This is a genomic window from Mongoliibacter ruber (genome assembly GCF_003003005.1).
GTDB lineage: Bacteria > Bacteroidota > Bacteroidia > Cytophagales > Cyclobacteriaceae > Mongoliibacter > Mongoliibacter ruber.
In genome coordinates this window covers 387,816-402,006 of the sequence record NZ_PVTR01000002.1, presented here as the reverse complement: position 1 = coordinate 402,006, position 14,191 = coordinate 387,816, and the positions used below count along the sequence as shown (strand labels likewise).

Below are 14,191 nucleotides of genomic sequence, written 5' to 3'. Positions count from 1 at the left end.
TAACAAAAGAAATTTTGGGATAAAAAGCATTTAATTGTATATTTCTGTAAGCGTCTAAATCATGCAGGAATACACTTTTAGAAAATTCTCCCAAGAAGAAATAATAAAAGGAATTAAATCCAATAATTCCGAGATAATCCGGCAATTCTACCAATCAGAATTTAAAAAAATAGAGCAGTTTATTCTGACAAATAATGGAGACCGAGAAGACGCAAAGGACATTTATCAAGAAGCTTTTGTCGTTGTCTGGAAGAATGTAAGGTCGGATAAGTTTAAACCAGATAATAGGACAGCCATCAATGGCTACATCTATCAGATAGCAAAAAATAAATGGTTGGATAGGTTAAGGTCCTCAAAAAGCAAAGTCAATATGGTGAATTTAGAAAACTATGAAGATTTACCTGATGAGGATTTTCTTTCAAAAGAAGATGATCATGACTGGGTTGTGAAGGAGTTTCAAAACTTAGGAGACAGCTGCAAAGAGGTTTTGAAGCGCTATTACTATCTAAAACAAAGCATGGAAGAAATTGCGACCTATTTCAATTGGACCACTGCTACTGCGCGAAACAACAAATACAGGTGCATCCAAGCCCTTAAAGAAAAATGGAAATCTAAAACCAGCAAAGAACTTTGAAAAACCCTAATCATATACCGCAAGAAGAGTTTGAAAGAATTGAGCAATACATCTTTGGCAATATAAGCGCAGAGGAAAGTGACGCTTTTGAATTGGAGATGGAAAGTGATAATGACCTGAGGAAAAAATACCTTGAAGTAAAAACAATCATTTCAGGCCTCGAAGAAGCTGCACTACGAGAGGACTTGGAAATTTTCCATAAGGAAATGGAAGCCCCAACCCAAAGAATAACAACCAACCGAAGCATCAACTATTGGCCCTGGGCTGCTGCCGCTGCCATTTTCCTATGTATCGTAGCCGCTGTATGGACCATCTACCCACCAACTCCTAGCCATGAGAGACTCTTCGCCCAATTTTATCAGGAAGATCCAGGATTGATTACGGCCATGAGTTCAGCATCCAATTATGAATTTGACAGAGCCATGGTGGATTACAAATCAGGAAAATATGAAGAGGCTATTGTCAGGTGGGAAAAATTGATTCAAAATAACCCCGAAAATGATACGCTTCAATATTTCCTGGGGGCTTCCAATTTAGCTCTCAAAAAGGCTGATCCAGCTATCTTCTACTTGAACTCTTTTGTTTCCAAAGAAGAATCGGCCTTTTATGAAGATGCAACATGGTATTTAGCCTTAGCATACCTACTTGGAGGAAAAGTAGATGAGGCAATAAATATGCTTAATCAAAGCCAAAATCCCCAAACAGCCAAATTGTTAAAAGAACTGGAGAAATTGTGAAAAAATCAGCCATAATTGGTTTCGTTTCAATTTTTTTGCCCTTGTATATCTTTGGGCAAACTATCGACGAGCGATTGGCTGAAGTCCAAAAAGCGGTCAACGAGGAAAATCTTGATAGGGCCGTTAAATTGTTTGATACCCATACAAACCATTATATCAACAATAGTGATTATTTGAATCTTAGCTATTTTGTTCCCTTTGCAGGATTTATAGGTAACAAACAAAAAGACATGCAATATGGGATGGAAAAGATGACTTATTGGTTGGATTTTGTTTCTGAGAAAAGTCAGGATCCAAGAGTTTTAAGACAAGCTCATCTTGAATCACATCGGTATTACCTGTTTGTTGGCAAGATTAAATTAGCTTATGACGCCAATAGTATGGCATTGAATTTCACCTTTCAAATCCCAGACCATACCCCATCTGAATGGGCGATAATTGAGCGAAATTTAGGCGTTCTTGCTACGCGACTTGACAATTTTGATCTTGCCCGTGCTCATACCCTCAAGGCCTTGGAGGGATTTGATAACGATCCCAATACCAGTTCCGAAAGCAGATTCAATATCCTCAATGATTTGGGTGTTTCTTATTGGTACGCTTCTATTTGGGATTCTGCGGAATATTATTGGAAAAAAGGTATAGCTTATTTGGAACTGTTGGAAAATAACCCCACCAACAGATTATACCGAAGGGCTATGATAGAAGGGAATCTAGCAGCTGTCTATGAGGTTAAAGGCAAGCTTGATGAAAGTGTAAAAATGGTCAAGTCATCTATTATAAACAGTAAAGCGTTTGTAGAGCAGGCAATTGATGACCCCAAACGTGACCGTGCGATGTTTTCCATTTTTTACAGTTCGATGAACTTAGGAATCACCTATAAAAGTATGGGTAACTATCTTCAAGCACTTCACATCCACGAGCATACACTAAAGGAGAAAGAGAAATATTTCGCAGCAGGACATCCTGAAATCACAGAAAGCCTAATTTTGATTGGCCAAGTTCACAATTATTTGATGAATTATGGCGAAGCCAAAAAATACCTGTACCGTGCCATTGATGATCTTAACGCAACAGATGAAAAATTTCCATTGCGCCTAGCGGATATTTACTACACACTTGCCTTGATCGCAGAAAGTGAAAAAGAAATTGATTCTGCAAAGGAGTATTATTATACGTCTATGCAATACTTTCAGCAGACCAATAATCAGTCTTTGGATCTGGTCTATTTAGATTTTTTAGGCCATGCTGCTGATTTTTTCTCACTTCATGGAGAACCAGAGATAGCACAAAAATTATCAAAAATAGGATATGACTACACTATGAAAATCAATGGTATCAAATCTCTCCCTGGTTTTCAACAGGTAATCAACAGAAGCCGTGTCTACTATAATCTGGAAAAGTATTCCTTAGCCAAGTCAACAGCAGAGGAGGGTATGGCAATTCTTGAAACTCTTTTGGAATCCGTCAACAATCTTACCGATTCGGTGAGAATAGAATATGAAAAACCAATGGCCTTTTTGCTTAAATGGAAGTCGGATTATCAAACCAATACGGAACCTTCTGTCAATTATTTGGAATCAATGCTAAGCGAATTACGCTTTGCGCTTCAGCTTTTGGAGAAACGGAAGGCAATGCTTTCAGACAGTGGGGATTTAGGTGTCTTACTTTCCCAAAATCAGGAAATCATCAATTTTGTCAAAAGAATCGAGTTAGAACTGTATGAAAAAACCGGAGATCAAAGATACCTAAGCCAACTGATCGCTATTCACGAGTCAAGTGTGTATTCCAAAATCCGAGCTCAACTCAACCAACAAAGACAGGTTAGGTTTAGTGGCGTTCCTGAATCCATTATAGAAGAAGGTTCCATGATCAGGGATGAATTAGGTTACATCTTGGCAGAAGGGGGAGATATGGAAGATTTTATAGAAATTTCTTCAAAATGGGAAGAGCACCTGAAATTGCTCAAATCCAAATATCCCGCATATTACCAAACTAGATATGGAGATATTGATGAAGGAGAATTGGATTTTCCTATAGAAAAACAGGTTGTCAGGTACCTTTTTGTGGGGGAGGATCTCAAGGCCATCGTAATCAAGAATGGAAAAATGAAGCTTTATTCATTGAATTTCAATCCTGAATTGGTCAAAAAACTTTCATCCCTCTGGCATGATCAAAAAGCTTTAGGAGCCGTTACTCATCAACTATATCAACAACTTTGGCAACCTTTTGCAAAAAACCTGAATGAACCCAGCGTATTGATAATTCCTGACGGGATTCTGTTTAACCTGAGTTTCGACCTGTTGACAGACAGGGAAATAAAAACCTATGAGGAATTGCTGTTACATAGCTTAATTGTCAAACATGACATCTCTTACCAGTTTAGCTCTTGGCTGGGCTTTACCAAAAGTTCAAAAGAAATACGAGCCAATTATGTGGCTTTTACCCCCGGTTTTTTAGATAATATGAAGGAAAATTACCTCAAATCAGTGAACGATACTTTGAGTCTGGACAAAGTATACCTTTCACTTTTGCCTCAGCCTTTTACTATCAACGTTGCCAGCAAAGCAGCTAAAACCTTTGGTGGAAACATCTTTGCTTACCATAAATCAACAACAAAAACATTCCGTGAAAAAGCAGCCAAAAACAAAATTATCCATATTGGTACACATGCTGAATCAAACAATTTAAGTCCAGTTTTTTCCAAACTTATTTTTGCTAAAAATGATGATCCTTTTGAAGAAGATAACGCTCTATATGCCTATCAAATTTACAATATCGACTTGCAGTCGAACCTGACTTTGTTGACAGCATGCGAAACTGGGAAACCAGTATTTCAGCCAGGAGAAGGAATGGTGTCCCTTTCTCATGCTTTCCAATATGCCGGTTCTGAAAGCCTCTTGACAAGTCTTTGGAAAGTGGATGAAAAATCGAGCATGGAGATCACAGATTATTTTTTGGAGTTTTTGTCTGAGGGAATGGCAAAAGACAAAGCTCTCAAAGAAGCAAAGTTGAAATACCTTTCCACAGCCAAAGGAAGAACACTTTCTCCCCAATACTGGGCAGGATTGGTTCTGATCGGCGATGTGGGGCCTATTCCGGACTTAAGAAAAAACCACAATTGGATATACTGGATTTTAGGATTATTTCTTTTGTTATCCTTCACTTTTCTTCTTAGAAAGAAAAGAAGCCAGTTCTGAAACTTTTTATGATGACATTTTGAAACATCTTCGATGATAGGGTATAATTCTAACCTTTTATCATCATGAAATTAAAATCTACCCTGCTCCTACTGATCGTGTTTTTTTTGGCAGTCAATTCATGCAAAGACATTGAAGAACCTGATATCCCACCTGTTACTGAGGACCCAATAGACGATCCTGGTTCAGAGAAACTTCCAACTTCTCCTATCAACATCACTTTTCCTGAAGGTACTGCAGTCAATTTCGACGATTCTAAAGTTCTTTCAGGATTATTTGAATATGAGGTGAATTCCTCAGGAGCATCCAAATCTTACATCCCTTCAGAAGAGTATGTGATGGCATACCTACTGGACAAAGAAGACAATGCCATGCTGATGGGTGTTCTTGGTAAAGGCAGAACTGAAATCTCCGTCAAATCAACAGCAGAAGCTTTGATCTATTTTGGGGCAGGTATTTTTACCCTTCCGGAAGAAATGAAAGACAAATTTTTTCAAGAAGCTGCCTCCATTCAAGAGATAGAAGAATTGATAGTTCAAATGGAAACCACCATCAAACAAAATTCCCTCGCTATGGAACAGGGGCTATTCAATGACGCTTGGAAATCAGCCCTGGAAAAAATTCATGAAAATGGTGAGGTAGTAGATATCCGAGCCCGGGTGATCAATGTTGATGCTGCCGTCAAAAGTGGAATTCAGGTTTTCGAACATGATATCCAGAATATCAAAGTTAGAAACAACTACAAAAGGAGAACACATGCTTTCATTTACAAACAGTCTTTTAAAGACAGAGATAAAAAGGAAACGGTATTGATAAAAAATTCAGAATTCAATGGTGCGCTAAAGGCTCAGACTGAATTACCTGTGGCAGCAGTGTCGAGTTTGGATGGAGTCTTGGGAACAGCAAGGAATGTGATCATGCTCAATGGGGCAAAGTATTTTGAATTGATTTCAGACCCTATTTCCACTCCTTTGGAAACCAACGAAATGCAAGCTGTCTATAATGTCAGGGTAGTGGGGCCTGGCGGTACCCCTTCACCTTTTACCATGACAGAAGCCGAGGAAAAAAAGGTATATGAACTAAACATTGAAATAGCCTTGTTGGACCTCATCCTGCCTGGAATCGCACAAGCCATAGGGATTCCCAAAGACATGGCAGGTCCTGAGTTGGACCAACTTTACAGTTTTGTGGAATCAAGGGTAAAGAATGTCCCCAAGTTTTTTGAATTCTCTAAAAAAGGAGATCCTACTGCTTTTGCAAAAGAGCTGCTCAATCTGATAAAAGAAGAATTGATGGACGCAGGCTTCAAAAACATCCTAATCGAGATTGCTAAAAAAGGGTATGAGGTTAAGGCAGGTGTCAAATTGGGTAACAACGCGGATTTAAATACTCAATTTGCAGGTAAAATTGATAAAGTATTTAAAAAACTAAAGATCACTGAATTGATCGTTTTTGCAATCAACTCAGATATTATAATGAATGATGTATGGAAGTCTACTCAGATGGAATCCTTCAAGGTAGAAGTAAACGATATCCCCTTTAAACTTGAACCAAAAAACGCAGCTGTTTCAGTCAATGAACAAAAGGAACTCTTGATTACCAAATTGGGACAACTGCCCAGCAATCAGACATATTGGGTGAGATGGTGGACTACAGGAGACTACGGTGTCATGAGAGACAAAGAAGGAAGGGCTGGTAAGGAAATTGAGACCAATTTCACAGACATGTTTTACAGGGCCATTTCCAATCCTTCACAGGTGGATGAAAATGCAAAAGATAAAGTATATGTGGAAGTATTTATAAAGGACGGTGAAAACTTGACGTCGATAGGTTTGGATTCGGCCAGTATGACCGTAAAACCTATAAAGCTTGAATTAAAACCGAATGGAGCAACATTGTCTCCAGTAAACGGAGGAATAAGTGAGGTCAAGCTTTACGTAGAAGCCGCTGGTTCAGAAAAAAAGCTTGAAAATACTGAGGAGTTCGAGTACCGATACGAGTGGGGCACAAAGGGAGATTATGGCTTATTGAAAGGCTATAGTGTGACTGAAAACACAGTTGATAATTTGGTGCGGTATGTGGCATTGGATGAGGAGGTAGAAAAGGCAGAGGAAGAAATAATTGTAAGGGTATATAGGCTGGAAAAAGGTACCACAGAGGAAAAGTTTTATGGAGAAGCAAAGACAAAGGTCAAAATAGAAAATGAGGAGAATTTTAAGCTTTTACATATTCCCCTTCAAGTAATTACGGTACCAAATCCTTGTGATGGTTGCTTTACAAATTGGCTCAATGCCTCGTTTCCCAAAGAAGATAATCATGAATCGTACACAGTGAGATTTTATGGTTTCAGAAAACAGGCTATTCCTAGTGTGGAAGGAAGAACCTATACTTGGAAAGCCGACCAAGCAGTTCCTAATGCAATAGATTTTAGTAGACATGCAACGATACCTGATAATCAAATTGGAGTTTGGATCTTAAATAATGCGGGACGCAATGAAGCAAATCCGAATTTATTCAATAGGCTGCGGGAATTCGGAGGTATGATAGAAGTAAAAATCAAATTGAAACCGGGATAACCATAATTTTTACAACTATGCAATTAAAAACCCAGAGCAATATTGTTCTGGGTTTTTTGATGACATTATTTAGCTTTTCCGATGTAAGGGTATATCAACCTAACCCTTACCATCATGAAAACCAAATTTTACCTCTTCCTGCTTTTTTCATGCCTTTTCATTTTCAATTCCTGCAAAGATGTGGAAGAACCGGGGACGCCTCCAGTGACCGAAGACCCGAACCCCAATCCTGACCCAAGTCCGGATCCAGAACCAAGCAACCTCCCTACCTTGGATGTGAATATCGTTTTTCCAGAAAATGTAAACGTTGATCTAGAAGGTGCAAATGTGATTGGGGCCCTTAAAGAATACCCTCTTCAGGGCAGCAATTCCAAGGTTTTTGTCCCTCAGGGAAAAAGCCAGCTCGCCTTTCTTCAGGACAAAGACGACAACATACTTTTACTCGGTTTTATCAATGACAAAAACAAAACCCTGAGTATCCAATCCTCTGCCGAAGCCCTGGCATTTCTGGGTTTGGGAGGATTTACCCTTCCTGCTTCTGTACAAAGCCGCTATCCAGACGAAGCTGCAAGTATTTCGGGAATGGATGAATTCAAAAAGAAACTTGCAGAACAGTATGCCAATGACCCTATGCTTTTTAACACTGAAAAATTTCTATCCCACTTGGAAACTTTTGTCAAGCCTATCTATGCTAAGGGAGAAGAAATAGACATCCGTGCCAGGCAGGTTGATGTGGATCCTACAGGATATAAAAGTGGCATTCAGATTTTTGAAAATGATTTTCAATCCATCTTGGTCAGAAACCAATACCTCCGAGAGGCACATGCTTTCCTTTACAAACTTTCGTTTAAAGACAAAGAGGGGAAAAAAACCGAACTTTTCAAATCAGAAAATTTCAATCAATCATACAATCCTGAAGTCGTCAGCGAAACACCAATAGAAGCAGCAAACAAGTCAGGTGGAATCATCGGCACGATAGCCGACCATCTTGCAGGCAACGGACTGGAAGTTTTTATGAAAGAAACAGGGCCCGTTTCCATTCCCCTTGGTGCAAACGAATCTGAAGCTCAATATGCGGTCAGGTTAGTCGGGCCTACATTTGGGAACAGTGCCCAAAACAGGATGACCGCCAAAGAACTTGATAAGTACACCGAACTTGCTTTGATGACCTTTTTCAAAGAGGCACTGCTTCCTGCAATCAGTTTCTTTATCAACAATAACATCAAAATAGACGGTGATGACGGATGGCCTTTGGAATTGATGAACTCTATCTCAATTTCATTTATGGAGCAATTTCCTGAGATTGTGAAAAATGTTGAAGAAGGAGAATATAGGGAAGCACTTAAGGAATCAATGGAAAAAATATTCCTCAACCCTATCCAAGATGCAGCAGCTGATAAGGCAAAGGAGAAGCTACTGAATATGATTTATTCCAAATATGCCAAAGAACCAGAATTTGGAAACTTTTATGATGACAGTGAACTGCAGACCAAAGCCAAAACTGCCAAATTCCTAAAGGCCTTTGAACTTATTGAAAAAGCATTGGGTGTTTGGGATGCCGGTAGATTGACAGCACACCTGATCAATGCCAGACCTATTGAGCAGTTTTTGGTTACAGCCAGAGAGCATGATTTCAAACTCTTGCCCCAAGAAGCCTCTGTCACAGTGTTTACCAACCAGGAATTTACCATAGAAACCAAAACCGAACTCAGCGACGGTCAGGCATTCTTGTACAAATGGTCTACTTCCGGAACTTATGGAACTATCAGGGACAACCTTGGAAACAATGGAAAGTCATTTGAAAACGGACAGAAAACGGTAACCTACCGGTCCGAGCAATCTACTGTGCCTGATGGTGCTCAGGAAACTATAACGGTACAAGTCTATGTAAAACAAGGTCAAAATGAAACAAAAATCGGTGAGGCAACATCCAAAGTAAGCGTCAAACCGGCCAGATTAGTGCTCAAACCGGACGGGATCACGCTGGTAGGAAAAGAAAAACAATCCGTAGCCCTGCATGTAGAATGGTTAAATGGGGATGCCTTTGAGCAGGAAGAATTTTTTGAATACAAATATGAATGGTCTACTCCAGGTCAATATGGCATGTATGAAGGAACCATGACTACAGCCACTACACAAAAGCCCAGATTAAGTTATCAGGCGCTTGATGAGGATGTCGAAGAGGGTGAAGAAAACCTGAAAGTGGATATCTATATGAGAAGAAAAGATGGCGGGGAATGGTTTAAATACCATACAGCTGAAGGAAAAGTCAAAGTCAATAATGACGAAAAATTAAAGATTTTGCATCTTCCTATTCAGGTTTCTACCTATTCTCATGTATTGCCACAGACAAATGGCTTTACCAGTATCATGAACGTCTCTTTCCCAAAGAGTGATGAATACTTGGAATATTCCATACGGCTATATGGATTTAGGTGGCAAATGAATCCGCCACTTGAAAATGTCTCAGGCTCATGGAAAGAAGGTCAAAACATGCCCAATAGATTCAATATGTCAGCATTTTTAGCACAAAACCTCTTTGGTGTAAATTACCCTGAAGATCAGATTGGAATCTTGGTATTCACAGGTGGAAGAAGTTGCCCATTGACTCAAGCATGTCCCAGTGGTGAAGTTGTTTCTTACCTAAGGTCCCAAGGAGGTATGGTTGAAGTAAAAATCAAATTAAAATAAGTTCAGTTTAACAGCTTGCTCAAAACCCGAAGGAACAATCTTTCGGGTTTTTGCATTTTAAATTAGTTCAAGGATAAAAATTTATAATTTGCAAGCATGCAGCATACCTCATATATCGAAATCAGTAAATCAGCTTACGCCAAAAACATAGATTTTTTAAGATCTGAAGTCGGTAAAAAAACAGAAATCTCCATAGTTGTGAAAGGCAATGCTTATGGGCATGGTATTGAAAATATTGTGCCTATAGCGGAAGAAAATGGGATTCGACATTTCAGTACCTTCAGTGCGGATGAAGCCTTAAGGGTACACGAAGCGAGTTCGCAGAATTCTCAGGTTATGATTATGGGAATGCTAGACAATGCTAATTTGGAGGAAATAATTCTGAAAGGAATCAGTTTTTTTGTTTTTGAATTTGATCGCTTAGAGGCTGCCATCGAAACGGCTAAAAAACTTGATTTGAAGGCAAAAATCCATGTGGAATTGGAGACGGGTTTTCACCGTACGGGCTTCGAATGGGAAGACAGGGAATGGCTTGCCAAGGTCCTTGAAGAAAATAATGCTTTTTTGGATTTGAAAGGGCTTTGTACCCACTATGCAGGAGCGGAAAGTATCAGCAATTATGTCAGGGTGCGTAGACAAATCAAAGAATATAAAAAGTTCAGAAAGTGGTTTTCGGCAAATGGTTTGAAATTTGAAAAATACCATACCGCCTGTTCTGCTGCCACTCTCAGCTACCCCGAGACCATCATGGATATGGTTCGTGTAGGCATCGCTTCTTATGGACTTTGGCCCACCATGGAGACATATATGTACCGGTTTCAATCCCTCCCAGAAGACAACAAAAACCCCTTAAAAAGATTGATTTCCTGGAAAAGTTCGGTTATGAATACCAAATCGGTCCAAATGGGAGATTTTGTAGGATATGGTTCAAGTTATATGGCTCCAAGAGACATGACCATCGCTTTGGTCCCAATAGGATACGGACACGGGTATAGTAGGCTTTTGAGCAATCAGGGCAAGGTATTGATTCATGGAAAAATGGTTTCTGTAGTAGGAACTGTTACCATGAACAGCATCGCTGTAGATGTAACGGATTTAGAATCTGTTCAAAAAAACGATGAAGTGGTAATTGTGGGTTGTCAGGGAGATAATGAAATCACGGTAGCATCCTTTGGAGAATCCACCCAACAGGTAAATTATGAGTTGCTTACCAGATTGCCAATAGATATTCCCAGGAAGGTTGTGAGTTAGGAGGAAGGTTGTAGGTTTTGGATTTTAGATTTTAGATTGTAGATTTTAGATTGGGGTTTATCTGAGTTCTAGGTTTGGTTTACCGTTTTCAGTTCGACAGCTCATCAATTCATCAATTGTAGATTTTAGATTTTAGAATTTAGATTGGAGTTTATCTGAGTTCAGGGTTTGGTTTACCGTTTTCAGTTCTTCAATTCGACAATTCATCAGTTCTTCAATTGTAGATTTTAGAATTTAGATTGGGGTTTATCTGAGTTCAAGGTCTGATGTACCGGTTCCAGTTCGTCAATTCATCAGTTCATCAATTCATCAATTGCAGATTTTAGATTTTAGATTGGGGTTTATCTGAGTTCAGGGTCTGATGTACCGGTTTCAGTTCATCAGTTCATCAATTCATTGAGTTATCAGCTCCGCTATCTTTGATGTCATCATTTGTCACCCCTCTTGTTTTCTTTTTAGAATCTGTACTGAGTCTTCCAATCCTGTAGTTAAAATTGATTTTAAAACTCATGTTTTGAATGCCAACCGTACTCTGCTGAACTATGGTAGGAGTTACCAATTCATTTCTCATGGTAAATTCACGCATAAGAAAATTTTCAATTCCAAAACCAATGCTTCCTCTTTTCTCAGCAAATTGCTTGTTGAGATTCAGGTTATAGATTGCCAATCCTCCGGCAGAACCTTGCAATTGTACTTGTCTACCTCGTGCGAATCCAAATGCTTCCAATTGCCAATCGTTACCTAGCAAATAACTGGCTCTAGCACGACCGCTGAGCACAAAACCACTGTTGCTTGCTGCAAAAAGCGGATCTTCCAATCCATTGTCTAACTGAGCAAAATACCCATCAATACTTCCACTCAAATTGAATCTGTTGCTAAGGTTGATGTTTGAAAAGATGGAAAGCCCGTAAGCCCTTTCTCTGCCGATGTTTTCAAATGTGGTAAAAATGATGTCATCATCTAAAACAGTCCTGACAGGCTGAATAGAACCTGTAGTATTTCTCAGGTAACTGGTAAAATTTATTGAAGAGTTGCCAATGTATGTGCTATAGGACATCTCATAGTTATCTGTCAATTCAGGATCCAAAAGTGGATTCCCCTGAGATATCTGCTGGGGATTGGCAGCATTGATATTTGGATTAAGAAAATTAAGAAATGGCCTTTGAACCCTTCTGTTGTAGGCCGCTTTGATCATATTGCCGTTTTCTAATTTTCTACTCAAATTCATACTTGGAACAAATAAGCCATAAGATGGTATATCTGTGTCCAGTTCAGCATTCCTAAAGTCTGCCTGGATATTGGTGTATTCGTACCTTAGTCCTCCTTTGAATGTATAATCTTTGAGGAAGTTTCTCATAAATGTAAAATACCCTGCTGTCACGTTCTGATCATAACTGAACTCGTTGGACAATGTGATATCATCTACTTGTTCGAATTCACCATCAGCACCTTGAGCCGTAAGGTAAGCGAAATCACTTTCCGCTTTTCTCATGATATTTTTGGCTCCATATTCCAAGAGTGTCCCTTCTCCGCTACCAATTGGCGTAACATAATCCAACTGAATGGTAAATTCTTCATTCTTTCCAAGGTTATTATTTTTGACTCTACTAGCGATATCTTCAAAAGTTCCTGTGTACACATTGTTGATAAAATCGTTTGTCAAATTGTTAAGGGAATACAGAGATGATATGCTAAGCTCTTTTCCTTTTTTTTCATATGTCTTTGTATAGTTATAATTGATATCAATATTATTGGAAAGGTTACTTGTCTCCACGTCCCTTAAAACTGCAGATTGTAGCAATTCTCCCATAAAAGTTTCCGTTAGTAGTCCATCTTGGTACGTGTTTCTATTTCTCAAACCAAAGCTGACACCAGCAGTCATAAAATTGAAATCATTTATCTCATAATCCCATCCGAAATTATACCTGCCAAACATTTGATTGGTCCTTGTGTCAGCACTCTGAAGTATATTTAAAGTGCTGCCATCCATATTGGTTACGAGTTGCTGATTATCGAAAGAACCAAGAATATTGTATCCTGCTCTGCCAAAACCTCCTAAAGTAAAGCCCATTTTACCCTTTTTAAGACTGGCATTAAGCCCAAGATTGGATGCCCTCCACCCCACAGTCGTGTTGATATTGAGTGACGCACCCTGGATGTTGTTTTTCTTGGTGACAATATTGATCACTCCACCTGTACCTTCAGCATCATACTTGGCCGACGGAGAGGTAATGACTTCAATAGCCTTGATTTCTTCCGCGGGGATTTGCTTAAGGGCATCTGAAATATTGGACGCTACAATAGCAGATTGCTTTCCATCAATAAGTACCAAAATATTAGTACTCCCTCGCATAGATACATTGCCATCCATATCTACAGATAGCATAGGGACTCTCCTCATCACATCGGACGCATCTCCACCTACTATTGTATTATCATTTTCAGCATTATAAATAGTCCTGTCCACCTTCTCCTCAATCAGGTCTCTCTGCCCCATTACGGTAACTTCCTCAAGTGCTAAATCTTCTGGTTCAAGATAAATTGCATCAAACTGCATAGAGGGTTGGCTTTCATTGATTTCAAATTCATCAGAAATGAAATCCCTGAAACCCATAAATGAAATTTGAATAAAATACTTTCCTTCTTTCACTGCCGAAAAAACAAATTCGCCATTGAAGTCTGCCACTGCACCAGAAACGCTTTCTGCAGTAGCTACTTCTATCAGGGTCAAACTTGCATAAGCAACCGGTTCGCTGGAGCTTTTTTCAACTACTTTACCTGTAACTATATTCTTTTCAAGATTTGCTTGAGTCTGACTTACAGCTGTATGCTGTATGGTAAATAGAAAAAATAAAATTGCGATAGCTCTAAAATTCAAGGTTTTCATGTCTTTCAAATTTTGTGATTTCGTATGTTAGAAAGGATTGCACACTGAAGGTTTAATGTTCCAAGCATCGTACCTGACAGATTCATACATAACACCGACGAAACCACCATTTGAGAAGACGAATGAAAAAGCCTAAAATGGAAAAATTTTGAGATTTTTGCGATTCCTGTAACTTTATGTCAAAATAAATCCAATTGGCAAACGATATTTTTAAACTT

General features: G+C 39.0%; 7 protein-coding genes. 6 read left to right on the top strand and 1 reads right to left on the bottom strand.

Annotated elements, in window-relative coordinates:
* Nucleotides 1-61 precede the first annotated feature (61 nt).
* From CLW00_RS04965 to alr, 6 genes are all read left to right on the top strand, one after another.
* The gene (locus CLW00_RS04965; RefSeq protein WP_106132543.1) at nucleotides 62-634 is read left to right on the top strand and encodes an RNA polymerase sigma factor; all 573 of its coding nucleotides are present in this window, start codon (nucleotides 62-64) and stop codon (nucleotides 632-634) included.
* On the top strand, nucleotides 631-1,371 hold the full coding sequence (locus CLW00_RS04960) for a tetratricopeptide repeat protein (RefSeq protein WP_106132542.1): 741 nt from the start codon (nucleotides 631-633) through the stop codon (nucleotides 1,369-1,371). The genes CLW00_RS04965 and CLW00_RS04960 overlap by 4 nt, the downstream gene beginning before the upstream one ends.
* Nucleotides 1,368-4,568, top strand: coding sequence for a CHAT domain-containing protein (locus CLW00_RS04955; protein ID WP_106132541.1), 3,201 nt, complete (start codon nucleotides 1,368-1,370; stop codon nucleotides 4,566-4,568). The genes CLW00_RS04960 and CLW00_RS04955 overlap by 4 nt, the downstream gene beginning before the upstream one ends.
* Before the next feature lie 65 nt (nucleotides 4,569-4,633).
* Nucleotides 4,634-7,144 carry a hypothetical protein gene (locus CLW00_RS04950; protein ID WP_106132540.1) on the top strand — a complete coding sequence of 837 codons (2,511 nt, stop codon included), beginning with the start codon at nucleotides 4,634-4,636 and terminating at the stop codon, nucleotides 7,142-7,144.
* Between the two features lie 114 nt (nucleotides 7,145-7,258).
* Nucleotides 7,259-9,835, top strand: coding sequence for a hypothetical protein (locus CLW00_RS04945; protein WP_106132539.1), 2,577 nt, complete (start codon nucleotides 7,259-7,261; stop codon nucleotides 9,833-9,835).
* A gap of 96 nt (nucleotides 9,836-9,931) precedes the next feature.
* Complete coding sequence (gene alr / locus CLW00_RS04940) at nucleotides 9,932-11,086, top strand: alanine racemase (protein ID WP_106132538.1); 1,155 nt, start codon at nucleotides 9,932-9,934, stop codon at nucleotides 11,084-11,086.
* A 388-nt stretch (nucleotides 11,087-11,474) separates the two neighbouring features.
* On the opposite strand, the gene CLW00_RS04935 is transcribed toward alr, so the two are convergent.
* A complete protein-coding gene (locus CLW00_RS04935; protein ID WP_106132537.1) occupies nucleotides 11,475-13,973 on the bottom strand; it encodes a TonB-dependent receptor in 2,499 nt (832 codons plus the stop codon).
* Nucleotides 13,974-14,191 lie beyond the last annotated feature (218 nt).